The organism is Streptomyces sp. A1136, assembly GCF_004795055.1.
In the GTDB taxonomy this organism is placed as follows: Bacteria; Actinomycetota; Actinomycetes; order Streptomycetales; family Streptomycetaceae; genus Streptomyces.
Window position 1 is genome coordinate 64,053 of the sequence record NZ_SSBJ01000003.1, and the last position, 22,657, is coordinate 86,709.

At 74.4% G+C, this 22,657-nt stretch carries 19 protein-coding genes; 10 read left to right on the forward strand and 9 right to left on the reverse strand.

Annotation, left to right across the window (positions count from 1 at the left end; translation table 11 throughout):
• Positions 1–21: 21 nt before the first annotated feature.
• The 3 genes from E6R62_RS03655 to tdh form a co-directional block, all read right to left on the reverse strand.
• Complete coding sequence (locus E6R62_RS03655) at positions 22–936, reverse strand: LysR family transcriptional regulator (protein WP_136211280.1); 915 nt, start codon at positions 934–936, stop codon at positions 22–24.
• Between the two features lie 124 nt (positions 937–1,060).
• Positions 1,061–2,263: a glycine C-acetyltransferase gene (locus E6R62_RS03660; protein ID WP_136211282.1), complete on the reverse strand. Its 1,203-nt coding sequence runs from the start codon at positions 2,261–2,263 to the stop codon at positions 1,061–1,063.
• Positions 2,264–2,455: 192 nt separating this feature from the next.
• Positions 2,456–3,484 (reverse strand): L-threonine 3-dehydrogenase, encoded by a 1,029-nt coding sequence (tdh, locus tag E6R62_RS03670; RefSeq protein ID WP_136211284.1) that lies wholly within the window; start codon positions 3,482–3,484, stop codon positions 2,456–2,458.
• Between the two features lie 218 nt (positions 3,485–3,702).
• Here tdh and E6R62_RS03675 point away from each other — a divergent pair, with 218 nt between their 5' ends.
• A complete protein-coding gene (locus E6R62_RS03675) occupies positions 3,703–4,611 on the forward strand; it encodes an alpha/beta hydrolase fold domain-containing protein (protein ID WP_136211286.1) in 909 nt (302 codons plus the stop codon).
• An 80-nt stretch (positions 4,612–4,691) separates the two neighbouring features.
• On the opposite strand, the gene E6R62_RS03680 is transcribed toward E6R62_RS03675, so the two are convergent.
• Positions 4,692–5,399 (reverse strand): bifunctional 2-polyprenyl-6-hydroxyphenol methylase/3-demethylubiquinol 3-O-methyltransferase UbiG, encoded by a 708-nt coding sequence (locus E6R62_RS03680; RefSeq protein WP_136211288.1) that lies wholly within the window; start codon positions 5,397–5,399, stop codon positions 4,692–4,694.
• A gap of 216 nt (positions 5,400–5,615) precedes the next feature.
• Between E6R62_RS03680 and E6R62_RS03685 the strand changes: the two genes are divergently transcribed.
• A complete protein-coding gene (locus tag E6R62_RS03685; protein ID WP_240801467.1) occupies positions 5,616–7,733 on the forward strand; it encodes a SpoIIE family protein phosphatase in 2,118 nt (705 codons plus the stop codon).
• Positions 7,734–7,967: 234 nt separating this feature from the next.
• On the forward strand, positions 7,968–9,392 hold the full coding sequence (locus tag E6R62_RS03690; RefSeq protein ID WP_136211290.1) for an APC family permease: 1,425 nt from the start codon (positions 7,968–7,970) through the stop codon (positions 9,390–9,392).
• A gap of 104 nt (positions 9,393–9,496) precedes the next feature.
• On the opposite strand, the gene E6R62_RS03695 is transcribed toward E6R62_RS03690, so the two are convergent.
• On the reverse strand, positions 9,497–11,290 hold the full coding sequence (locus E6R62_RS03695) for a glycoside hydrolase family 15 protein (RefSeq protein ID WP_136211292.1): 1,794 nt from the start codon (positions 11,288–11,290) through the stop codon (positions 9,497–9,499).
• Positions 11,291–11,381: 91 nt separating this feature from the next.
• A complete protein-coding gene (locus E6R62_RS03700) occupies positions 11,382–11,957 on the reverse strand; it encodes a DoxX family protein (protein ID WP_136211294.1) in 576 nt (191 codons plus the stop codon).
• Between the two features lie 111 nt (positions 11,958–12,068).
• Here E6R62_RS03700 and E6R62_RS03705 point away from each other — a divergent pair, with 111 nt between their 5' ends.
• The gene (locus E6R62_RS03705; RefSeq protein ID WP_136211296.1) at positions 12,069–12,533 is read left to right on the forward strand and encodes a MarR family winged helix-turn-helix transcriptional regulator; all 465 of its coding nucleotides are present in this window, start codon (positions 12,069–12,071) and stop codon (positions 12,531–12,533) included.
• Between the two features lie 32 nt (positions 12,534–12,565).
• Here E6R62_RS03705 and E6R62_RS03710 read toward each other — a convergent pair whose 3' ends face one another.
• The gene (locus E6R62_RS03710; RefSeq protein WP_136211298.1) at positions 12,566–13,213 is read right to left on the reverse strand and encodes a fasciclin domain-containing protein; all 648 of its coding nucleotides are present in this window, start codon (positions 13,211–13,213) and stop codon (positions 12,566–12,568) included.
• A 349-nt stretch (positions 13,214–13,562) separates the two neighbouring features.
• Here E6R62_RS03710 and dhaK point away from each other — a divergent pair, with 349 nt between their 5' ends.
• The 3 genes from dhaK (at position 13,563) to E6R62_RS03725 (ending at position 15,718) form a co-directional block, all read left to right on the forward strand.
• Positions 13,563–14,561, forward strand: coding sequence for a dihydroxyacetone kinase subunit DhaK (gene dhaK, locus E6R62_RS03715; protein WP_136211667.1), 999 nt, complete (start codon positions 13,563–13,565; stop codon positions 14,559–14,561).
• A gap of 138 nt (positions 14,562–14,699) precedes the next feature.
• A complete protein-coding gene (gene dhaL, locus E6R62_RS03720) occupies positions 14,700–15,311 on the forward strand; it encodes a dihydroxyacetone kinase subunit DhaL (RefSeq protein WP_136211300.1) in 612 nt (203 codons plus the stop codon).
• Complete coding sequence (locus E6R62_RS03725) at positions 15,308–15,718, forward strand: PTS-dependent dihydroxyacetone kinase phosphotransferase subunit DhaM (RefSeq protein ID WP_136211302.1); 411 nt, start codon at positions 15,308–15,310, stop codon at positions 15,716–15,718. The genes dhaL and E6R62_RS03725 overlap by 4 nt, the downstream gene beginning before the upstream one ends.
• 330 nt (positions 15,719–16,048) lie before the next feature.
• Here E6R62_RS03725 and E6R62_RS03730 read toward each other — a convergent pair whose 3' ends face one another.
• Positions 16,049–16,426: an RNA-binding S4 domain-containing protein gene (locus tag E6R62_RS03730; protein ID WP_136211304.1), complete on the reverse strand. Its 378-nt coding sequence runs from the start codon at positions 16,424–16,426 to the stop codon at positions 16,049–16,051.
• A gap of 133 nt (positions 16,427–16,559) precedes the next feature.
• Here E6R62_RS03730 and E6R62_RS03735 point away from each other — a divergent pair, with 133 nt between their 5' ends.
• The 3 genes from E6R62_RS03735 to E6R62_RS03745 all read left to right on the forward strand — a co-directional run bounded on the left by E6R62_RS03735 (position 16,560) and on the right by E6R62_RS03745 (position 19,972).
• Positions 16,560–16,955: a molybdopterin-binding protein gene (locus E6R62_RS03735; RefSeq protein WP_136211305.1), complete on the forward strand. Its 396-nt coding sequence runs from the start codon at positions 16,560–16,562 to the stop codon at positions 16,953–16,955.
• 138 nt (positions 16,956–17,093) lie between these two features.
• Positions 17,094–17,909: a molybdate ABC transporter substrate-binding protein gene (gene modA, locus E6R62_RS03740; RefSeq protein ID WP_136211307.1), complete on the forward strand. Its 816-nt coding sequence runs from the start codon at positions 17,094–17,096 to the stop codon at positions 17,907–17,909.
• Between the two features lie 137 nt (positions 17,910–18,046).
• Entirely contained in the window at positions 18,047–19,972 is a 1,926-nt protein-coding gene (locus tag E6R62_RS03745) for an ABC transporter permease (RefSeq protein WP_136211309.1), read from the forward strand.
• A gap of 7 nt (positions 19,973–19,979) precedes the next feature.
• Here the strand turns inward: E6R62_RS03745 and E6R62_RS03750 are convergent, their stop codons facing one another.
• Positions 19,980–22,616, reverse strand: coding sequence for a phosphodiester glycosidase family protein (locus E6R62_RS03750; RefSeq protein ID WP_136211311.1), 2,637 nt, complete (start codon positions 22,614–22,616; stop codon positions 19,980–19,982).
• Positions 22,617–22,657: the final 41 nt, after the last annotated feature.

Below are 22,657 nucleotides of genomic sequence, written 5' to 3' on the forward strand. Positions count from 1 at the left end.
GCGGGTTCGCGCTACGGACGCTCAGTGCGCCGGGACACGTTCCGCCTCGCGGGCCAGGGCGGCCAGGACCGGGGCGATCAGTGGGTGGGTCTCCGCGCCCCGGCGGGTCGCCGCGAAGACGCGGCGGGTGGCGGCCGGCCCGGAGACCGGGCGGACCTGGACCTCCTTGAGGTCCATGCCGCGCAGCGCGGAGCGCGGGACCAGGGCGACGCCTACGCCGGCGCCCACCAGGGCCGTCACCGCGCGGAAGTCGTCGGAGCAGTGGGCGAAGCGGGGCTGGAACCCGGCCAGTTCGCAGGCGAGCAGCGTCACGTCGTGGCAGGGGTTGTTCGGGTACTGGCCCACCCAGTCCGAGTCGGACAGTTCCGCGAGCGATACCGAGGGCAGGCCGGCGAGGGGGTGCCCCACGGGCAGGACCGCGTCGAAGGGTTCCGCGTACAGCGGGAGGACGGACAGCCGGCCGTCGTCCGCGCCGGGGGCGCCCCGGTATTCCACGGCCAGGGCCAGGTCCGCCTCGCCGTCCAGCAACAGCGGCAGGCTCTGGTCGCCCTCCGCGTCGCGCACCCGCAGCCGGATGCCCGGGTGGGCGGCGGCCAGCCGGACGATCGCCGGCGCGAGGACCTCGGCGATCCCGGTGGCGAAGGCGGCCACGGTGACCTCGCCCGCCGAACCGCCCGCGTAGGCGGCGAGTTCGGCTTCCGCGCGCTCCAGCTGGGCCAGCACCTCGTGGGCGTGGCCGAGCAGGATCTCCCCGGCGGCGGTGAGGCGCACGCCCCGGCCGCTGCGGGTCAGCAGGGCGTGCCCGGTCTCCTGCTCCAGCGCCGCGAGCTGCTGCGAGACGGCGGACGGGGTCAGGTACAGGGCCGCGGCCGCGGCGGTCACCGTACGGTGGTCCGCCACGGCCCGCAGGACACGCAGCCGGCGGGGGTCGATCACCCCGCCATTGTCGCAGGTCCGGGCGGTACGGGGTCCCGGCAGTCCCGGCAGTCCCGGCAGTCCGGGCGGTCCGGGCGGTCCCGGGTCCCCGGGCGCCAGGACGGGCGCCCGGGACCCGGTCGGCTCAGACCCCGGCCGTCGCGAGGGCCGCGCGGGCGTCGACGAAGGCGGCCACCGCGCGCTCGACGTCGGCCGTGGAGTGGGCGGCCGACAGCTGGACGCGGATACGGGCCGCGCCCATCGGCACCACCGGGTAGGAGAAGCCGATCACGTACACGCCGCGCTCCAGGAGGAGTTCCGCCATCCGGGCCGCCTCCGCCGCGTCGCCGATCATCACCGGGGCGATGGCGTGGTCCCCGGGCAGGATCTCGAACCCGGCCGCGGCCATCTTCGTACGGAACAGCTCGGTGTTGGCGGCGAGCTGTTCGCGCAGGTCGCCCGCGGACTCCAGCAGGTCCAGGACCTTGAGGGAGGCGGCCGCGATGACCGGGGCGAGGGAGTTGGAGAAGAGGTACGGGCGCGAGCGCTGGCGCAGCAACTCGACGATCTCGGCGCGGGCCGCGACGTAGCCGCCGGAGGCGCCGCCGAGGGCCTTGCCGAGGGTGCCGGTGATGATGTCGACGCGGTCCATGACCCCGTGCAGCTCGGGGGTGCCGCGACCGCCGGGGCCGACGAAGCCGACGGCGTGCGAGTCGTCCACCATGACCATGGCGTCGTAGCGCTCGGCGAGGTCGCAGATCTCCGCGAGGGGGGCGACGTAGCCGTCCATCGAGAACACGCCGTCGGTGACGATCAGGCGGCGGCGGGCGTCCTGGGTGTCCTTGAGCCGGGTCTCCAGTTCCGCCATGTCGCGGTTCGCGTAGCGGTGGCGACGGGCCTTGGAGAGGCGGATGCCGTCGATGATCGACGCGTGGTTGAGGGCGTCGGAGATCACCGCGTCCTCGGCGCCGAGCAGGGTCTCGAACACGCCGCCGTTGGCGTCGAAGCAGGAGGAGTAGAGGATCGTGTCCTCCTGGCCGAGGAACGCCGACAGGCGGGCCTCCAGCTCCTTGTGGACCTCCTGGGTGCCGCAGATGAAGCGGACGGAGGCCATGCCGTAGCCCCAGCGGTCCAGCGCGTCCTTGGCGGCGGCGACCACCTCGGGGTGGTCGGCGAGCCCGAGGTAGTTGTTGGCGCAGAAGTTCAGGACCTCGCCGGCGGAACCGCCGGAGGTGACCGCGACGGACGCGCTCTGCGGGGTGCCGATGACGCGCTCGGGCTTGTGCAGGCCGGCGGACCGGATCTCGTCGAGGGTGGTGCGCAGGTCGGCGCGGACGGTCTCGAACATGGGGCGGTGCTCTCTTTCTCCTGGTCGGCGGAGGGAGGGGGCCGGGCCCCGCCGGGAGGGGCGGGTGCGGGGCCCGGCGGAAGGGGTGGTGGCCGGGGCCGGGGACGGACGTGGTCCGGGTACGGGCACGGTCCGGGCCGGGTTCCCGGGGGATCGGGCGGCGATGGGCCGCCCCGAGTCCCCCGGCGGCGGTCAGGCCGTCCAGTCCAGGATGATCTTGCCGCTGCGCGCGGTCGACGCCTCGTCGAAGGCGGCCTGGAATTCGGTGTGGGAGTAGCGGCCGGTGATGACCGGGCTGAGGTCCAGGCCTCCCTCCAGCAGCACGGTCATCGCGTACCAGGTCTCGAACATCTCGCGGCCGTAGATGCCCTTGATGGTGATCATCGAGGTGACGACCTTGGCCCAGTCGACGGGGAACTCCTGGGCGGGCAGGCCCAGCATGGCGATACGGCCGCCGTGCGTCATGTTGTCGATCATGTCGCGCATGGCCTCGGGGCGGCCGGACATCTCCAGGCCGACGTCGAATCCCTCGCGCAGCCCCAGCCGGGCCTGCGCGTCGGCGATCGACGCCTCCCGCACGTCCAGGGCGAGCGTCGCGCCCGCCTTGCGGGCGATGTCGAGGCGTTCGGGGCTGACGTCGGTGATGACGACGTTGCGCGCGCCGGCGTGCCGGGCGACGGCGGCCGCCATGATGCCGATCGGGCCGGCGCCGGTGATCAGGACGTCCTCGCCCACCAGCGGGAAGGACAGTGCGGTGTGCACGGCGTTGCCGAACGGGTCGAAGATGGCCGCCACGTCCAGGTCCACGGCGGTCCGGTGCACCCAGACGTTCTGCGCGGGGAGCACCACGTACTCGGCGAACGCGCCGTCCCGGCCGACGCCGAGGCCGACCGTGCTGCGGCACAGGTGCCTGCGCCCGGCCAGGCAGTTGCGGCACTTGCCGCAGACCAGGTGGCCCTCGCCGCTGACGAGCGCGCCGATCTCGATGTCCCGGACGTCCGCGCCGAGTGCGGCGACCTCACCCACGAACTCGTGACCCAGCACCAAGGGCGTCTTGACGGCGCCCTGCGCCCAGCCGTCCCAGGCCCGGATGTGCAGGTCGGTCCCGCAGATCCCGGTCCGCAGCACCTTGATCAGCACGTCGCCGGGACCGTACTCGGGCTCGGGGACGTCCATGAGCCACAGCCCGGGTTCGGCCTTGTGCTTGACGAGTGCCTTCATGGGGTGGCTCCAGGCATGCGAGGGGTGCCGTCGCGGGCGTGCGGGCCCGCGCGGTGTCGGTGTGTGACGGGACCAATCTGCCGATCGGCCCGGTGATCGGTCCATCGAGACTTTCTTAAGCGGGTCGACAGCGCAGCTTCACGCCTATGCTCCTCAGGTGACGGGGCAGGGCCGGCCGGGACCGGGCCGGGAGCAGGGGAACGGGGAGGTGGGGGGGCGTGCCGAGTCTGCGCAGCAGGGCGTTGTCGGTCGCGCTGATCGCGACGGGGCGGCGAAGACGGTTCGCGAGCGCCGAGGCGGTACGCGCGAGGGTGGCGCGGACCGCCCGACGGCCGGCGTCGCATCTGCCGCCCCGCTCGCTGGGCCGGATCGCCGAGGTCTCCAGGGCCTTCGTCGGGGCGTGGCCGGTGTACGACATCTCGCCGGGCGGCGTCGAGGCGGTGGCGCAGGTTCTGTACGTGCACGGTGGCGCGTACATCAACGAACTGGTCCGGCCGCACTGGTCGATGATCCGCACCCTGGTCGAGCGGGCCCGGGCCCGCGTCGTCGTACCGGCCTACATCCTGGCGCCGCGCGGGACCGCCGACCGCAATGTCCCGGTCGCCGCGGACCTGCTGAGCGGTCTCATCGAGGGCGGTGGCGCGGGCGGGACGGTCCTGATCGGGGACTCGGCGGGAGCCGGTCTGGCGTTGGCCGCCGCCCAGCGGCTGCGGGACCGCACGGGGGCGCAGCCGTCCCGCATCGTGCTGATCTCGCCGTGGCTGGACGTGACGATGAGCCATCCCGCGCAGGAGGACATCGAGCGGGCCGACCCGTTGCTGGCCCGGTCGGGGCTGGTCGAGGCGGGGCGGTTGTACGCGGGCACCCTCGCCGCGGACGACCCCCGGGTGAGCCCGCTGCACGGGTCGTTCACGGGACTGGCGCCGCTGACGGTGTTCACGGGGACCCGGGACGTGCTGACGACGGACAGCCGGGAGCTGGTGCGACGGGCGCGGGAGGGCGGGGTGGACGTGGAGTTCCACGAGGCGGCGGGCCTGCCGCACGGCTACCCGTTGTTGCCCGTCCCGGAGGGGCGGGCGGCCCGCGACCGGATCGTGGAGCTGGTCAGGGCCGCCGCGGAGTTGTGAGCGGCGACGGCACGGCCCGGGTGTGACCCTTCGACGGCGCGGCGGCCCGTACGGGCGGCGCCGCGTCACCGGTCCCACGGTCAGGCCAGGCAGGTCATCAGGGAGCTGACGGGCCGGGCCCGGTAGGCCGCCCAGAAGGCCTCGTCGCGTTCCGCGTCCGGCGGCGGGGTGCGTACGGGCTGCCAGCCGGCCGTGGCGAACCCGGCTTCGACCGCCGCTTCGCAGAAGTCGGCGTGCGTCCAGGCGCGGAACTCGAAGTGGGCGTCGGGATGGGCGACGAACTGCGCCCGCACGAGCGGGGCCTCGTCGTGCGGTTCGCGATGCAGGACGCGGACACCGTACGGGGACCAGTCCGGGCACGGGAACGCCCCCGGGTTCGGCACGATGGCCAGCAGCCGGCCCCCGGGCCGCAGGTTGGCCCGTACGGACCGGAACAGGGCGTGCAGCGCCTGCCGGTCGGGGGCCTGGTTGAAGAGATAGACGGCGGTGGCCAGGTCGAACGGGCCCAGCTGCGGCATTCCGGCGGCGTCGGCGACCACGTACTCGATCCGCTCGTCCCGCTGGGCCTCGCGGGCCCGGCGGATGCGGTCGGGGCAGTCGTCCACGCCCACGGTCCGCCGGGCACCGCCGCTCGCGAGCAGCCGCGCGGTGCCTCCGTGCCCGCAGGGGAGGTCGAGGGCGTCGAGCCCGCGGACCCCGCCGAGCGCGTCCAGCGCGGTGCGCAGGGTGAGGGCGTCGGCTTCCGAGAAGGCGGCCCGGGGCTTCGACGTGTCGTACTGCTGTCGCATGTCCCAGAGCCTCCCCGGCGACGGCGCGGCGGACAGCCGTCGGGGGCGGACCGTCCCCCGCACGGGGGAGGCGTTCGGGTCAGTCGGTGCGGCGTACGGGGCCGTGCGGCGGGTGCGGGCCCGTCGCGCCGGGCGCATCCTGGCTGTGTGACGGCGAGACCCGACAGCGGCAGCCCGACCACCGACGCCTTGGTCCGGGTGCTCGCACGGGCCGCCATGTCCGCCGTGGAGGCCGTGGGCGGCTACGCGGGCGGGGTGTACCTGCGCACGCGCACGGACGGGCTGTTGCGGTTGGCCGCGCTGGAGGGGCTCCCGGGCCGGCTGTTCCGGCCGTGGTGGCGGATGCACGTGAACCGTCCGTATCCCGTCGCGGAGGCGTTCCGTTCGGGGCAGGCGGTGCACCTGCCCGACGCCGAGTCGGCGATGCGGCGCTTCCCCCAGCTGACGGCCGGGCTGCCGTTCACGTTCGGCTCGCTGTACGAGCCCGTCACCGCCGGGGACGAGCGGTTCGGGGTGCTGATGGTGCTGCGGCCGGCGACGCCCGGCGTCGCGGTCGAGCCGGAGCATCGGGAACGGATGCGGAACGTCGCGGCGCGGCTGGCGGCCGAGCTGGCGGCGCTCACCGCGGGCGGCGAGCCGGTGCTCTGGGACGGCGATCCCTTCTCCCCGCCGCCGCCCGTCCCCCGGGGCGGTGCGGAGACGGCCGTGGACCGCCTCGCACAGGCCGTGCTGTCGATGGACCGCCAGGGCAGGATCCGCTACGCGAACGCCGCCGCCGCGGCCCTCTCCGCCACCGAGGGGCGGCCGCTGCTCGGGGAGGTGCTGTGGGAGGCCCTGCCCTGGCTCGGTCATCCGGCGTACGAGGACCACTTCCGCGCGGTCTTCATGGCCCGCGAACCGGTCCACTTCGTGGCGCGGCAGGGACACCCCCCGGCCGGGACGTGGCTGTCGGTGGGACTGTACCCGGGGCCCGACGGGGTCACGGTGACGGTGGGCTCCGCCGGGTCGGACCGGTACGCCCCGGGGACGGAGGGGTCCGGCTCCCCTGCCGAAGGGTCCTCCTCCGCCCTGTACCGGCCGGTGGCGCTGGCGATCGCGCTGACCGAGGCGGTGACCGCCCGCCAGGTGTCGGCGGTGGTGACCGAGGAACTGCTGCCGGCCTTCGGCGGTCGCCAGCTGGCGATCTACCTGCTGGACGAACGCCATCTGCACCTGGCGTGGGAGACCGGCTTCCCGCGCGGGTTCCTGGACCGCTTCGACGGAGTGGGCCTGGACGTGCGACTGCCCGGCGTGGAGACCCTGACGACGGGCCGTCCGCTGTTCTTCGAGTCGATGGAGCACCTGGCCGCGGCCTACCCGGGGATTCCCCTCGACACCCATGTGGGGGCCCGCGCGTTCCTGCCGTTGATCGCCTCGGGCCGCCCGGTGGGCTCCTGCATCCTCGGCTTCGACACACCGCGCGGCTTCGGCGCGGAGGAGCGCACGGTGCTCACCGCGCTGGCGGGGTTGATCGCGCAGGCCCTGGAGCGGGCCCGGCGCTACGACAGCGAGGCGGCGCTGGCCCGCGGGCTCCAGTCGGCGCTGCTGCCGCACCGGCTGCCGGTGCGCGACCACGTGGTCACCGTGGGCCGGTACCTGCCCGGGACGGTCGGCATGGACGTCGGCGGCGACTGGTACGACGTCGCTGAGACCGGCCCGGACACCCTGGCCCTGGTCATCGGCGACGTCCAGGGCCACGGGGTGGCCGCCGCGGCCACGATGGGGCAGCTGCGCAGCGCGGTACGGGCCTTCGCACTGGGCGGCAACGCGCCGGAGCAGGTGGTGCGCGGCACCAATCGACTGTTGATCGACTTGGACCCCGGCCAGATCGCGAGCTGCTGCTACGTCGAACTCGACCGCACCACGGGACGGGCCCGGGCCGTCCGCGCCGGCCACCCCCAACCGCTGCTGCGCCATCCCGGCGGCCGGACGGAGGTGCTGAACCTGCGGGGCGGGGTGGTGCTCGGTGTCGACGCGGCCGCCTCGTACCCCGTGACGGAGTTCGCGTTGGAGCCGGGAGCGCTGCTCGCCCTGTACACGGACGGCCTGGTGGAGGTGCCGGGCACCGACATCGACGCCGGGGTGGAACGGCTGCGGGTCGCGCTGGCGGCCGCCCGCCCCGTCCCGCTGACCGAGACGGCCGACCGGCTGGCGGGCGGGGCCGGCGCCACCGGTGACCGGCCCGACGACATCGCCCTGCTGCTGGCGTGGCGCACCGGACCGACCGAGAGGGCCCGCGGTGGTCACGAACGGGCGCCCGCTCGGCAAAGCGGAGGAAAATTCACGCTGATCTAGGTGCGGTTCCCGTACCCCCGCCGGGGCAGTATTTACGCCGCCTTGACGCCGGAAAGGGGTTACCGACGGTCCGCGGACAAGGGAATCCGCACATGAACAGCTCTTGACCTGCGGATCTCGCGGAGATTGCATGACGGCCCGGGAGCCACTGGAACACCCTGCTCACCACCGCCCCGGAGGCGATACCGCTCCCGCGCTCACTCCCCCGCATCTGCCGATCGGAACACCGCACCGATGACTGACACGATCAGCGCCCCGCAAGCCCTCGCCCCGGCGACCGCGCCCGTCCCCCAAAAACTGAAGCGTTCCATCGGCGTGGTCGGCGGAACGCTGCTCACGCTCTCGTGCGTGACACCCGCCTCGACGCTCTTCGTGGTCGTTCCCGACCTGTTCGCCGGCCTCGGCACCTGGACCGCCCTCACCATCGCCATCGGCTCGCTGCTCTGTATCGGCGTGGCGTTCTGTTACTCGGAGCTGGGCACACTCATCCCCAGCGCCGGCGGCGAGTACGCGATGGTGTCGACCATGGCGGGCAAGCTCGCGGGCTGGCTGGTCTTCGTGCTCTCGTTGCTGGTCGTGATGATCGTGCCGCCCGTGATCGCCATGGGCACGGCCGACTACCTGGCCCCGGTGGTCCACATACCCGCCCCGGTCGCCGGTGGCGCCGTGATGCTGCTCGCCACCCTCGCCGGCCTGCTGGACCTGAGGGCCAACGCCTGGATCACCGGCATCTTCCTGGTGCTGGAGGTCGTGGCCGCGGCGCTGGTCGCCGTGCTCGGCTTCGCCCACAGCGAGCGGGGCGCCGACGCGCTGGTGCACGGCTCGGTGGCCGCCGAGGGCGGCGGCACGTCGACGGTGACGGCGATGATGGTCGTCTCCGGTCTCGCGATCGCCCTGTTCGTCACCCAGGGGTTCTCGACGGCCGTCTACCTGTCGGAGGAGCTGGAGAAGCCGCGCCGCAACGTCCCCCGGACGGTGCTCGCCACCCTCGCCATCTCCACCGCCGTGATCCTGGTCCCGGTCATCGCCATCACCGTGGGCGCCCCGGACCTGGACGCGCTGAGCGCCGGGGACCTCGGCGGGATGGTCACCGCCTGGTCGAACTCGGCCGTCGGCACCTTCGTGAGCCTGTGCGTCGCCCTCGCCATCATCAACGCGGGCATCGTCATGGTCATCCAGAACTCCCGCGTGCTGTTCGCCTCGGCCCGTGACAAGGCGTGGCCGGAGCCGGTCAACAACGCCCTGGCCAAGCTCGGTCGCTTCGGCTCGCCGTGGGTGGCGACGCTGCTGGTCGGGCTCCCGGGCGCCGCGATGTGCTTCGTCAACCTGGACACGCTGTACGGGGTGACCGGCGTCTCGGTGACCGGCATGTACCTGCTGGTCGCCGTGGCCGCGCTGTTCTGCCGTCGCGGGGCGCACCGCGAGAAGGCCGCCTGGCGCATGCCGCTGTGGCCGGCCGTGCCGGTGCTGCTGATCGCGGTGTTCGCCTACATCCTCACGCAGCAGGAGACGCGCTACCTGCTGTGGACGGGCGGGATCACCGCGGTGGCGACCCTGTACTGGGCCCTGTACCTGCGTCCGCGCCAGGACAGCCGCTGGCTGGTGAGCATTCCGGAGGACGCCGAGGACGAGGCGGAGGCCGCGGTAACCGCCGCGTAGCGTCCGCTCGCGGCGGGGTCGCCCGGCCCGCGGGGTGCGGGCCGTGGCGGAGCGTCCGATCGACGGTGCCGGTGCCGGGGGTTCCCGGCACCGGCACCGTCGTATCAGTCCCGGGGCGGCCCCCAGCCGAGCAGGAGCGCGGTGCTGACCAGCCCGATGTGGCTGAACGCCTGCGGGAAGTTGCCGAGCTGGCGACCGGCGACGGGGTCGTACTCCTCGGCCAGCAGGCCCACGTCGTTGCAGACGTCCAGCAGCCGCTCGAACAGCTCGCGCGCCTCCTTGCTCCGGTCCGTCAGGTGCAGGGCGTCCGCCAGCCAGAAGGAGCAGGCGAGGAAGACGCCTTCGTCGCCGGGCAGTCCGTCGACGGAGGGACCCTCCGTGCTGTAGCGGCGGACGAACCCGCTCGCGCCGAGTTCGTCGCGCACCGCGTCGACGGTCCCGATCACACGCGGGTCGTCGGGGGGCAGGAACCCGACCCTGGGGATGAGCAGGGTCGCGGCGTCCAGTTCGCGCGAGCCGTAGTACTGGGTGAAGGTGTTGCGCTCGCTGTCGTACGCGTTCGCGCACACGTCGGCGTGGACCTCGTCCCGCATGGCCCGCCAGCGTTCCACGTCACCCGGCAGCGAGGGGTCGTGTTCCAGCGTCCTGACGGCGCGGTCGGCGGCGACCCAGGCCATCACCTTGGAGTGGGTGAAGTGCCGGCGGGGTCCGCGGACCTCCCATAGCCCTTCGTCGGGCATGCGCCAGTGGCGCTCCAGGAAGTCGAGGAGCGCGAGCTGGATGCTCCAGGCGTGCCGTTCGGTGGGGAGCCCGGCGACCCGCGCCAGGTAGAGGGCGTCCAGGACCTCCCCGTACACGTCCAGTTGGAGTTGGTCCACGGCCGCGTTGCCCAGGCGGACCGGGGCGGACCCGGCGTAGCCGCGCAGCCAGGGGAGGTCGGTCTCGGGAATCCTGCGCTCACCCGCGATCCCGTACATGATCTGGAGGTCGGCGGGGTCGCCGGCCACGGCGCGCAGCAGCCAGGCCCGCCAGTCGCGGGCCTCGTCGTGGAAGCCGGTGGCCAGCAGGGAGCCCAGGGTGAGCGTGGCGTCGCGGAGCCAGCAGTAGCGGTAGTCCCAGTTGCGCACGCCCCCGATTTCCTCGGGGAGGGAAGTCGTCGCGGCGGCGGCGATGCCGCCGGTCGGCGCGTAGGTCAGTGCCTTGAGGGTGATCAGGGAGCGGACGACGGCTTCCCGGTACGGGCCCACGTAGGCGCATCGGGAGGCCCAGTCGCGCCAGTCGGCCAGGCTCTGTTCGAGCGCCTCGTACGGGTCGAGGGGCGTGGGTCGCGGCTCGTGCGAGGGGTGCCAGGTCAGGACGAAGGCGACCTGTTCGCCGGCGGCGACGGTGAACTCGGAGCGGGTGCTGTTGCCCTGCCCCCAGGTGCGTACGGGCGGCACGCTGCGGAACCAGGCGGAGTCGGGTCCGGCGATGGCGACCCGGTCTCCGTCGCGTCGCCGGACCCAGGGGACGATGCTGCCGTAGTCGAACCGCAGACGCAGGGTGCTGCGCACGGTGACCTCGCCGGACACCCCTTCGACGATCCGCATGACATCGGGCATGACATCGCGTTGCGGCATGAAGTCGGTGACCTTGACCGTGCCGTCCTCGGTCTCCCAGAAGGTCTCCAGGATGAGCGAGTCGTCGACGTAGGCGCGTCGGGTGCACCCTTCGCCCTCCGCGGCGCCCGCCGGGGCGATGCGCCAGTGGCCGTTCTCCTCGTCGCCCAGGAGGGAGGCGAAGCAGGCGGCCGAATCGAAGCGGGGCAGGCACAGCCAGTCGATGGACCCGTCCCGGCCGACCAGCGCACTGGTCATCAGGTCGCCGATGAGTGCGTAGTCTTCGATGGGTTGTGTCATTTGTGCGACCTTCCCCTGAACGCGGGGGGCCAATCAGGTCCGTGCGCCGCTCGGGTCCCGTGGGGCTCGTGGGGGAGGCGGGACCGCGTCGTCAGTTCCGTACGAGGAGCAGTGCCGCCCCGATGGCCACGCCGAGGGCGGCGGCGAGGACGCGGTGGGCCGGGCGGGGCGTCCGCAGCGCCGTGACGGGCAGCAGGCGGTCGGCGGCGTAACGGCCGGGGCCGGTGAGGGCGAGGGCGGCGGCGCCGACGGTCAGCAGCAGTTCGTACTCGATGCCCTTGGGCGCGAAGAACGATCCGGCGCCGTGCACGGCGATCGCGTTGATCATGGTCCCGACGACGGCGGCACCGGCGAGCGGGGTGAGCAGCCCGGCGGCGAGGCCGAGACCGCCGAGGGTCTCGGTGAGACCGGCGAGCGCGGCCATGGCGTCACCGGCCGGGTAGCCGCTCGCGGTGAAGAAGCGGCCGGTGCCGCTGATGCCGCCGCCGTCGAACCAGCCGAACAGCTTCTGGCTGCCGTGGGCGGCCATGGTGAGGCCGAGGACCAGGCGCAGGAGCAGCAGGCCGACGTCGTGGACGGCGGAGGCGGTCGCGGGGGCAGGGATGGAGGCGGGGGTGGCCGGGGCGGTGGCCGGAGCCGTCGTCTTGGTGGCGGAGGCGCTGGTCATGGGGAATCCTTCCGGTCGGCGGCGGTTCACGTTTTTGTTCAAATTCGAACCGTCGGTTCCACGACCCTAAGCCATTGATTCAAATTGGAACAACACGTGTAGGCTGGTGTCATGGCTGGGACGAGATGGTTGGACGAACGCGAAATGCGTGCCTGGAGCGGCTTCCTCGCCGCCTCCGCCCTGGTGAACCGCCGCCTCGACCAGCAACTCAAGGAGGACGCCGGGCTCTCGCACCCCCAGTACGAGATCCTCGTCCGGCTCGCCGCCGCGCCCGACCGCGAACTGCGGATGACCGAGTTGGCCAACGGGCTGATCAACTCCAAGAGCGGGCTGACCTACCAGATCACCCAGATGGAGAAGGCGGGTCTGGTCCGCCGCCGCAGTTGCCCCTCGGACGTGCGCGGCGTCTTCGCCGTCCTCACGGAGGCCGGGCTGGCCCGGCTGGAGGAGGCGGCGCCGGGCCACGTGGCGACCGTCCGCGAGATCCTCGTCGACGTCCTGACCCCCGAACAGCTCGACGCGCTGGCGGCCGGCCTCGGAGAGGTCGGCCGCCGGCTCAGGGAACAGGGCGCCTGAGACGCCGCCGGCCGGGGCACCGGCGGCCGCCGTCACTGCTTGGGCATCAGGACGGTGTCGACGATGTACACGTTGGCGTTGGCGGTCTTGACGTTGCCGCAGACCACGTTCGCGCTGTCGTCGACCTTGTATGCGGTACCGGAACCACTGGTCGTGATCATGCCCTTCTGGAGGGTTTCGAAGGAGCCGTTCTCCAACTGCTCGGGCGCGAGCGCCTGCCCGACGACGTGGTAGGTGAGGATCTTCGTCAGGGTGGCCTTGTCGGCGAGGACCTTGTCCAGGTCGGCCTTCGGAATCTTCGCGAAGGCGTCGTTCGTCGGCGCGAACACGGTGATGTCCTTGGCGTTGTTGAGCGTGTCCACCAGCCCGGCCTTCTTGACGGCCGTGACGAGCGTGGACAGCGCCGGGTTGTTCGAGGCCGCGGTCGCGACCGGGTCCTTGGCCATCCCGTCGAAGGAACCCGCGCCTTCCTTGGGCACGCCGGCGCAGGCCGGACCGAACGGCGCGTCCACCGCCGCGGCCGGTGCGGAGGCGTCGGCCGCGGGATCGGCCGGCGCGGAGGCGGCACTCCCCGCGCCCGACGCCTGGTCCGAACCGGAGGAACAGGCGGCGAGGGCGAAGGGGAGGGTGGCCGCGGCGGCGAGGACGAGGGCCGTGCGGCGGAGACGAAGGCTGTTCACGAGGGTCGCTCTCCTTGCTGTGACGGCCCGCGTGGTGGCCGTCCGGACGAGGGGTGGGAGGTGGTCGACGGTGGCTCGGTCGATCCCCACGCCGGGTCTTCGGCGCCGTCGGGCGTTCGGATTGCCCCTTCACCCCCGAGGGCGACGGGGGGCCAGTACCGCGCCCGCCCGCAGGGCGTCCGGCACTCCGAGGTGGGACGCTGGAAGTGGCTGTCCCCGCCCCGGGAGCCAGGCCCGCCGTCCGGTTCGGCGCCGCCCTGTGGGGTGTCGTCCCCGGCCTGGGGCCGCCTACCGTCAGCATGGACAGACACGCGCACCACACCAGCCGCACCGGGAGATTCTCGTGAAGATGCTGATCAACAGTGCCGAGACCGTCGTCGCCGACGCGCTGCGCGGGCTGGCCGCCGCGCACCCCGACCTGGACGTCGACGTCGAGCGCCGGGTCGTCGTAAGGCGGGACGCGAAGACGGGCGGACGGGTCGGACTGGTCTCCGGGGGCGGTTCGGGCCACGAGCCGCTGCACGCCGGGTTCGTGGGCCCGGGCATGCTGTCGGCCGCGTGCCCCGGCGAGGTCTTCACGTCGCCGGTGCCCGACCAGATGGTGCGGGCCGCCGCGGCGGTCGACTCCGGGCAGGGCGTGCTGTTCGTCGTCAAGAACTACACGGGCGACGTGCTGAACTTCGAGATGGCCGCCGACCTCGCGGGCGAGGACGGTGTGCGGGTCGAGCAGGTGCTGGTCAACGATGACGTCGCCGTCACCGACAGCCTGTACACCGCCGGGCGGCGCGGTACCGGTGCGACGCTGTTCGTGGAGAAGATCGCCGGGGCGGCCGCCGAGGAGGGCGCGCCCCTGGATCAGGTCGCGGCGCTCGCCCGCCGGGTCAACGAGTCCTCGCGGAGCTTCGGTGTCGCGCTGAGCGCCGTCACCACGCCCGCGAAGGGCAGTCCCACCTTCGACCTTCCCGTCGGCGAGCTCGAACTGGGCATCGGGATCCACGGGGAGCCCGGCCGGGAGCGGCGGGCGATGATGACGGCGCGGGAGATCGCGGACGTGGCGGTGGGCGCCGTACTGGACGACCTGGCGCAGGTGGGCCCCGCCGACGGGCCGGTGATCGCGCTGGTCAACGGGATGGGCGGGACCCCGCTGCTGGAGCTGTACGGGTTCCACGCGGAGGTGGCCCGGGTGCTGTCCGAGCGCGGGGTGCCGGTCGCCAGGAGCCTGGTCGGCAACTACGTCACCTCCCTGGACATGGCGGGGTGCTCGGTGTCCCTGTGCCGGGCCGACGAGGAACTGCTGCGGCTGTGGGACGCCCCGGTCCAGACCGCCGCCCTGCGGTGGGGGCGGTGAGCGGCGGTCGGTCGGCCGGTCCCCGCTCCCCGTCGAAGGGCACGCGAGGGACTCCTCGTCAAAGCCCCGTCCGCGCGTCCGCGGATCGTATGGTGGCGGTGCTGGACCGGTCGGGCGGACGTGAGGCGAGGAGATCCGGTGCGTGACACAGACTTCTTCCGGCGCTGGATGGACGCCGCCACGGCGGCGGTCGAACGCGAGGCGGACCGGCTGACGGAACTCGACTCCCCCATCGGGGACGCCGACCACGGCAGCAACCTCCTGCGCGGCTTCGTGGCCGTACGGGCGGCCCTCGCCTCCGGCGAACCGGCCGTGGCCTCCCCGGGTGAGGTGCTCCAGCTCGCCGGCCGGACCCTGATCTCCACCGTGGGAGGGGCGTCGGGACCGCTGTACGGGACGCTGTTGCGGCGCACGGGCAAGGAGCTCGGCGACGCCGCCGAGGTCTCCGACGACGCACTGCGCCAGGCCCTGTACGCCGGGGTGGGCGCGGTCGCGCAGCTCGGCGGGGCCGCGCCGGGCGACAAGACGATGCTGGACGCGCTGGTGCCGGGGGTGGCCGCGCTCGGCACCTCGTACCGGGCGGCGGCCGACGCGGCGGAAGAGGGCGCCCGGGCGACGGTGCCGCTCCAGGCGCGCAAGGGTCGGGCGAGTTACCTGGGCGAGCGGAGCATCGGACACCAGGACCCGGGCGCGACCTCCTCGGCCCTGCTCCTGAACGCCCTCGCCGAGGTCGCGGAGGACCGGGCGTGAGCGCGCCGCGGGCCGGTGTCGGCATCGTATTGGTCTCGCACAGCGCCGAGGTCGCGCGCTCGGTGGCCGACCTCGCCCGGGGCCTGGCCGGGGGCGCGCCGACCGTCCGCGTCGCCGTCGCGGGTGGCACCGGGGACGGCGGGCTCGGCACCAGCGCGGAGCTGATCCTGGCCGGCGTGCGGGAGGTGGACCAGGGAGCGGGCGTCGCGATCCTGGCGGACCTGGGTAGTTCGGTGCTCACGGTCAAGTCGCTGCTGGTGGACGGTGAGCTTCCGGACGGCTGCCGACTGGTCGACGCGCCGTTCCTGGAGGGAGCGGTGGCCGCGGTGGTCGCGGCCTCCGCCGGCGCCCCGCTGGAAGCGGTGGAGGTCGCGGCCGGCGAGGCGTACGCGTACCGCAAGGCCTGACCGGGCGGGCATGTACGCGAATCCCCACAGCCGACCGGGCGGGCACGTTACGCGTATCCCCGGCGCCGACCGGCGGGCACGACGCGATCCGCGACGGCCGACCGGCGGGGCGCCCCGCTCTCGGCCGGCGCCGGCCGAGCACTGGGCCGCCCTGTCGTCGAAGCCCCTCCCCCGCCTACCGCTGGGAGTCCCCCAGGCCCGGGGCGTCCGGTACCGCACCTCGCCGCGTTGATCGGAGCGCCCGAGACGTCCGGTACCCGGGCGCCCTCCGCCTTGCGATGCACGGCACCGGACGCCCCGGGCCCCACGGCGCTACGTCGACGACAGGACCTAGCGGCCCCGCAGGGTTTCGATCTCGCGGCGTTCGCGCTTCGTCGGACGGCCCGCGCCGCGGTCGCGGATGCCGACCACGGCCGCCTCGACGGGGGTGGGCGGCGGCGGGCTCTTGTCGATGTAGCACTCGGCGGCCACCGGCGCGCCGACCCGCTTGGCCACGGTCCTGCGGACCACCACGATCCGCTCGCGGCCCGCGTGGAAGAGCCTGATCTCGTCGCCCTCGCGCACGGCCTGGGCGGGTTTGGCGCGTTCGCCGTTGACCCTCACGTGACCCGCGCGGCAGGCCGTCGCCGCGGTCGAGCGGGTCTTGGTCAGGCGCACCGACCAGATCCACGCGTCCACCCGGACCGTTCCCGATACCTCATCAGCCATGTCCCGACCTTACCGAGACCGGCGGCCTGAAGCGGAACACTTTCGGCGGATACCACAACACCGTCGGCAACTGCCATGTACAACCACCCGAGGGAATTGCAAATGCGCCAAGACTGCACCTACCTTGTCGCACATGCAGTCCTACACCATCGGACAGGCCGCGCGTCTGCTGGGCGTCAGCCCGGACACGGCGCGCCGCTGGGCCGACGCCGGCCGGGTCGCCACCCATCGCGACGAGGGCGGGCGCCGGCTGATCGACGGCCGCGCCCTGGCCGCCTTCTCCGTCGAGGTGGGCCAAGGCGCCCACAACGACGAGGAGGAGCCGTACACCTCTGCGCGCAACGCCTTCCCGGGCATCGTCACGGCCGTCACGCTCGGCGACGTGGCAGCCCAGGTCGAGATCCAGGCCGGGCCCCACCGCCTGGTGTCGCTGCTCACCCGTGAGGCCGTCGAGGAGCTCGGTCTGGCGGTCGGCATGCAGGCCACCGCCCGCGTGAAGTCCACCAGCGTGCACGTCGACCGCGCCTGACCCGGTCGCGGCCACCGCCCGACACCACCGCTCGTCCCACCGAACGTCCCCACCCGCTCCGCCCGTCCCCGGCGCGGGTCACCACCGCGCGGTCCCGGCACCCGGGCCGGCCGCCGACCCGACCGAGGAGCACCGCCCATGCCCCCGACCCAGACCCGTCGCCGCGCCGCGGCCGCCGCCCTGACCGCCGCCCTCCTCGTGCCCGCCCTCGCCGCTTGCGGCGCCGACGGGAAGAGCGACGCGGCGGCCTCGCCGAGCGCCTCCTCCTCCGGCTCCGCCGCGCCCAAGGCGGCGAACCTCACCGTCCTCGCCGCGTCGTCCCTCACCGACGTCTTCAAGACGGCGGGCGCCGCGTACGAGAAGGCCCACCCGGGCACGAAGGTGACCTTCTCCTTCGCCGGTTCGCAGGAGCTCGCAGCCCAGGTCAAGCAGGGGGCCCCGGCCGACGCGCTGGTGACCGCCGACACCAAGACGATGGACGGCCTCGGGGCGGAGACGAACGACGCGACGGTCGTCGCGAAGAACCGCCTGGTCATCGCCGCCGGCAAGGACAACCCGTTCAAGATCCACGAGCTGAAGGACCTCGCGGACTCCAAGATCAAGGTCGTGCTCGCCGCGCCCGAGGTGCCCGTCGGCCGCTACAGCAAGCAGATCCTCGACGCGCAGAAGATCGAGGTCAAGCCGGTCTCCCAGGAGGCCAACGTCCGCGCCGTGCTGAGCAAGGTCGAACTGGGCGAGGCCGACGCGGGCCTGGTCTACAAGACGGACTCCGCCAAGTCGGGTGACAAGGTCGTCACCGTGGACATCCCGGACGACCAGAACGCGGTCGCCTCCTACCCCGCCGCCACGCTCAAGCAGTCCAAGAACAGCGAGGCCGCCGCCGCCTTCGTGGCTTGGCTGAGCACGCCCGAGGCGCAGAAGATCCTTCAGGACGCGGGCTTCCAGAAGCCGTAACGGCGTCCGCGGCCCGAAGACGGGGAGGGACTGCCTGATCCGGGGGGACAGGCAGTCCCTGCCACCCGTCGACCCGCCGCCGCCGGCCGAAACCCGCGCCCCGGCCCCGCCGGGAACCCCCAGCCAGGAACCGCCTCATGAGCAGACTCCGTACCCGCGTCCGGCCCCCCGCGGCCCTGGCGCTGCCCGCGCTCCTCGCCGTGGCGTTCCTGCTGCTGCCGCTCGTGGGCATCCTGACCCGCACCCGGTGGAGCGAGCTGGGCACCCACCTGGGCAGCCCCGGCGTGGAACAGGCGCTCAGACTGTCGCTGCTGGTCTCCCTCTGGGCGCTCGGCCTCTCGCTCCTCCTCGGGGTGCCGCTCGCCTGGCTGCTGGCCCGCGTCGACTTCAAGGGCAAGGCGTTCGTACGGTCCCTGGTGCTGCTCCCGATGGTGCTGCCGCCCACCGTCGGCGGTGTGGCCCTGCTGCTCGGCTTCGGCCGTCGGGGGCTGCTCGGGCCGTGGTTGGAGGGGACCTTCGGCATCACCCTGCCGTTCCACACCTCGGGCGCGGTCGTCGCCGCCACCTTCGTCGCGATGCCGTTCCTCGTCATCAGCCTGGAGGGCGCGCTCGGCGGTCTGAAGCGCAGTTACGAGGAGACCGCCGCCTCCCTCGGGGCCTCGCCGGTGCGGGTGTTCCTCACCGTGACCCTGCCCATGGTGGCGCCCGGCCTGATCGCGGGCGCGGCGCTCACCTGGGCCCGCGCGCTCGGCGAGTTCGGGGCCACCATCACCTTCGCCGGGAACCTGCCCGGCACCACCCAGACGTTGCCGCTCCAGGTGTACCTGCTGCTCCAGGACAGTCCGGAGGCGGCCACCTCCGTATCGCTGCTGCTGCTCGCGATCGCGATGGGCGTGCTGATCGCACTGCGCGGTCGTTGGACCGCCGCCCCGGGCGCGAGCACCTCCGCCGAGGCGGTCGCCGTCGTCGGGGACGCCCCCGAGCCCTCCGCCCCGGTCGAGCCGGCCGTCGCACGCCGCGACGAGGGCGCGTGGCCGCTGCACGCCGAGGTCACCGGCTTCAACGAGCTGACCCTGGACGCCGGGCCCGGCACCACGATCGCCGTCGTCGGCGAGAACGGCGCGGGCAAGACCACCCTGTTGCGGGCCCTGCTCGGCCTGACCCCGCGTGCCCACGCCACCCTGCGGCTCGGCGACACCGACGTCAGCGCCCTCCCCCCGCACCGGCGCCAGGTGGCCTGGGTACCCCAGGACGGCGCACTGTTCCCGCACCTCAGCGCGCTCACCAACACCGCCTACGGGTTGCGCGCCCGCGGGGTGCCGCGCGCGACGGCCCGCGCGGAGGCGCGGGCGTGGCTGGACCGGCTCGGCGTCGGCCACCTGGCGGGGCGCAGGCCCGCGCAACTGTCCGGCGGCCAGGCCCAGCGCGTCGCGTTGGCCCGCGCGCTCGCGGCGCGCCCCCGACTGCTGCTCCTCGACGAGCCGCTCGCCGCCCTCGACCAGACGACGCGGGCGCGCGTGCGGCACACCCTGCGCACCCACCTGGCCGGCTTCGGCGGCGTCTGCCTGATCGTCACGCACGATCCCGTCGAGGCGGTGTCCCTGGCCGACCGGGTCCTCGTACTCGCCGACGGGCGCACCCTCCAGGACGCCCCGCCCGCCGAGGTCACCCGGCACCCGCGCTCCCCCTGGGTGGCCCGGATGCTCGGCCGCAACGCCTGGCCGGGCACCGCCACCGCGGAGGGGCTCAAGCTGGCCGGAGGAGGCCGGCTGGTGGTGCCCGAGGCACTGCCCGACGGGTGCCCGGCGCTCGCGATCATCGCCCCGGAGGCGGTGTCCGTGCACCGGGTGCGGCCCGTCGGCAGCCCCCGCAACGTGTGGCCCGGCACCGTACGGGAGGTGACCGCCGTGGGGAGCCGGCTGCGCGTGCTGGTCGGGTCCACCGAGGCCCCGGACCTCGTCGCGGAGATCACCCCCGAGGCCGCGGCCGAGCTGGGGATCGTCGACGGCGTCGAGGTGTGGACCAGCGTCAAGGCCACCGAGGTGACGCTCGTACGGCTCTGACCGGGGCTCAGGCGTCGGGCCGCACGGAGAGCCAGTCCCCGGCGGCGAAGGCGTCGACACCGATCAGGGTGCGTTCCCCGCGGGCCGCCGAGACGGACAGGACGCCCTCGGAGCGGCCGGCCGCGAAGCGGGGCGCGTCGAGCGTGAGCAGCGCGGCGCGCTTCCCGGTGGTGCGGCGGAAGTCGGCGAGCAGTCCTTGCAGCAGGGCGGCCTCCTTGCGGTCCACGCTCTGCGGAGCGTGGCGTTCCACGACGGCCACCGCGCCCGTGTCCGGTTCCCGGCCGGCTACCGCCAACGCCTCGCGCACCGCCCGCATCCGGTCCAGCCCGGCGCCCCGGTCCAGCGTCCGCCGGCCGCTGTCGAGCGTCACGAACCGTACGCCCCGGTGTACGGCCCCGGGGCGGGTCCCTCCTCCGCCGAGGACGAGGTCGACGCCCGGCGGCGGCGCCTGCCCGGGCGGGAGCACCGCGAACCGCCAGGGCCGCGCCGCCACCCGGGCCGCGGTGCCCACCACGGGATCGACCGCCGCGCGCACGGCGGGAGCCGGCCCGGTCGGCGGGGTGGCGGCGGTCAAGGTGTCCAGCAGCAGCCGGCCGGGCCGGGGGCCGGGGGCCGCCGAGAGCCCGGTGACCGTCAGCGGCGGCTGCGCCCCGCTCGGCAGTGCCAGGGTGATCCGGCGTCGCCCGGACCAGGTCACGGCGGGTCCGCGCAGGCCGAGGGTGGCCCCGTCGGCGTCGGTCAGGTGCACGGTGGGGCGGGCTCCGGACCCGTCCCCCGCCACCCACAGGGACACCGAACGGGCGAGCTCCGGTACCGGGACGGGGCCCGGCGGTGTGGCGGACGCCGTCCCGCTACGGGCCGGGGCCAGGGCCAGCGCGCCGGCGGCCGGGGAGGCGCCCGGACCGGTCCAACGGGCGGGGTCCTCGGGGCCGGCGAGCGGCAGCTCCTCCAGGCCCACGCCGAGCGCGAGCGCGGCGGTGGCGCCGGTGGCCCGGACGGTGACGTCGAGCCGTCCGGTGGCGTGCGGGACCCGGGCGGTCACGGTGAAGGCGCCCCTGCCGTCGTCGGTGACGCGCCAGCGGGAGCTGTCGAACCGGAGCGTCACGTCCCGGGGTTCGATCGGCGCGGCGGCGCCTTGGGCGTCGTAACCGGTCAGCGCGAACCGGGCGTGCGCGGCGGGCCCGGCGAGGCCGATGCGGTCATCGGTGGGTTGGAGCCGGACCAGCGGGCCGAGGACGTCCAGGCGCAGCGAGCCGGTGGCAGGGCCGCGCCGGGCCATGACCGTGGCGGGGCCCGGCCGCAGCGCGTGGAAGACCCCGTCCGGGTCGATCCGGCCGCCGCCGGCGGCGGACCACCGCGGGGCGCCCGGGGCGGGGCCGTCCGCGGAGTCGTGGCCGGTGGCGTCCAGCGTGCGGGTCAGGCCGGGGAAGGCGCGGGCCGGACCGGCCACGGGCTCTACGCGGTACCCGGTGAGCCGGCCGGTGCCGGCGGGGACGGTGAGGACGAGTCCGTTGGGGACCGGACGGAGCGCGCCGTCCGACGGGGAGTTCTCCACGGTCAGGGTGGTGGACCCGCTGCGGCCGGCGAGCAGGGTCGAGGAGCCGCCGCCGTCCAGGTTGAGGGCGTCGAAGGCACCGAGCCGGCGCATCATCCGGCCGAGTCCGGTCAGGGTGAGGCCACCGCTGTCGCGTTGGCGGCCGTCGACGGTGATCAGACGCAGCCGCCGCCCGTCCTTCGAGAGGCCGACCGCGGTGCGCGGGGCGGCGGCGTTGTTGGGTTCGCCGTCGTGGTTCCGCGCGGCTCCGGCCAGGACCAGCGGCTCGCGTCCGCCGAGAGCCGTCTCGGGGGCCGGTCCGCCGGAGACGACGACCGGGCGGGCCGTCACCGCGACCGGGTCTCCGGGACGCAGGGCGGCGAGTTCGGTCGCCGCGGCCCCCGTGGCGGTGAGCAGGGTGGCGCCGGCGGCGGGGCGGCCGACCGGCTGCCGGGCGGGACCGGTCACCCGGCCGTCGCGCAGCTCCACGGCCCGCGTCGCGGTGGCGGGCATGCGGATGCCGGGCCAGTCGGCGGTGTAGAGGGTGAAGCCGTCCGGCGGCCGGGCGGCGTTGTAGCCGGCCAGTGCGCGGACGGCGCCGCCCGGCAGCGTCACGGTCCCCGACAGGCCCAGACGCAGGAGGCGACCGGGGCCCTCGGGCCCGAAGCCGACGGCCAGGCCTCCACCGGGGCCGGGCGAGGCGGAGTGCAGGAGCCGCCCCGTGCTCAGCCCGGGGCCGAGGGGGGCCCGGGTGGCCCGGATGTCGAAGAAGTCCCCGTTGACGGCGCCGACGACGCGTCGCCCGGGACCGGCCGGGTGCCGGGCGGCGGCCTCGGCGAGGGTGGCGGGGCGCCCCGGGTCCGGTCCGGGTCCGCCGAGGTACTCGGCCCGTACGCCGTCGGGTCCGCCGAGGTCGGCGACGAGTTCGTCGATGCGCAGCCACCGGTCGGCCTGGAGGCGGTCGTAGGACTCCAGGCGCACTCCGGGGGCGATCTGTCGGGAGGTGCGGGCGGTCTCGATGCCCTCGTCGTCGGCGGCCCGCGCCGGGGGCGCCACGACGAGGGCGGCGCAGACCAGCGAGGCGAGCAGGGGGACGGTTCGGTTCGACACTCGGGCAGCATCGAACGGGAGGCCGTGCGACGAGAGCGTGT

Bases quoted from the DNA above. Each gene is read 5' to 3' on its own strand.
- E6R62_RS03660 (WP_136211282.1), bottom strand. From the start codon at position 2,263: ATGTTCGAGACCGTCCGCGCCGACCTGCGCACCACCCTCGACGAGATC.
- tdh (WP_136211284.1), bottom strand. From the start codon at position 3,484: ATGAAGGCACTCGTCAAGCACAAGGCCGAACCCGGGCTGTGGCTCATG.
- E6R62_RS03680 (WP_136211288.1), bottom strand. From the start codon at position 5,399: ATGCGACAGCAGTACGACACGTCGAAGCCCCGGGCCGCCTTCTCGGAA.
- E6R62_RS03685 (WP_240801467.1), top strand. From the start codon at position 5,616: ATGTCCGCCGTGGAGGCCGTGGGCGGCTACGCGGGCGGGGTGTACCTG.
- E6R62_RS03690 (WP_136211290.1), top strand. From the start codon at position 7,968: ATGACTGACACGATCAGCGCCCCGCAAGCCCTCGCCCCGGCGACCGCG.
- E6R62_RS03695 (WP_136211292.1), bottom strand. From the start codon at position 11,290: ATGACACAACCCATCGAAGACTACGCACTCATCGGCGACCTGATGACC.
- E6R62_RS03700 (WP_136211294.1), bottom strand. From the start codon at position 11,957: ATGACCAGCGCCTCCGCCACCAAGACGACGGCTCCGGCCACCGCCCCG.
- E6R62_RS03705 (WP_136211296.1), top strand. From the start codon at position 12,069: ATGGCTGGGACGAGATGGTTGGACGAACGCGAAATGCGTGCCTGGAGC.
- dhaK (WP_136211667.1), top strand. From the start codon at position 13,563: ATGCTGATCAACAGTGCCGAGACCGTCGTCGCCGACGCGCTGCGCGGG.
- E6R62_RS03730 (WP_136211304.1), bottom strand. From the start codon at position 16,426: ATGGCTGATGAGGTATCGGGAACGGTCCGGGTGGACGCGTGGATCTGG.
- E6R62_RS03735 (WP_136211305.1), top strand. From the start codon at position 16,560: ATGCAGTCCTACACCATCGGACAGGCCGCGCGTCTGCTGGGCGTCAGC.
- modA (WP_136211307.1), top strand. From the start codon at position 17,094: ATGCCCCCGACCCAGACCCGTCGCCGCGCCGCGGCCGCCGCCCTGACC.
- E6R62_RS03745 (WP_136211309.1), top strand. From the start codon at position 18,047: ATGAGCAGACTCCGTACCCGCGTCCGGCCCCCCGCGGCCCTGGCGCTG.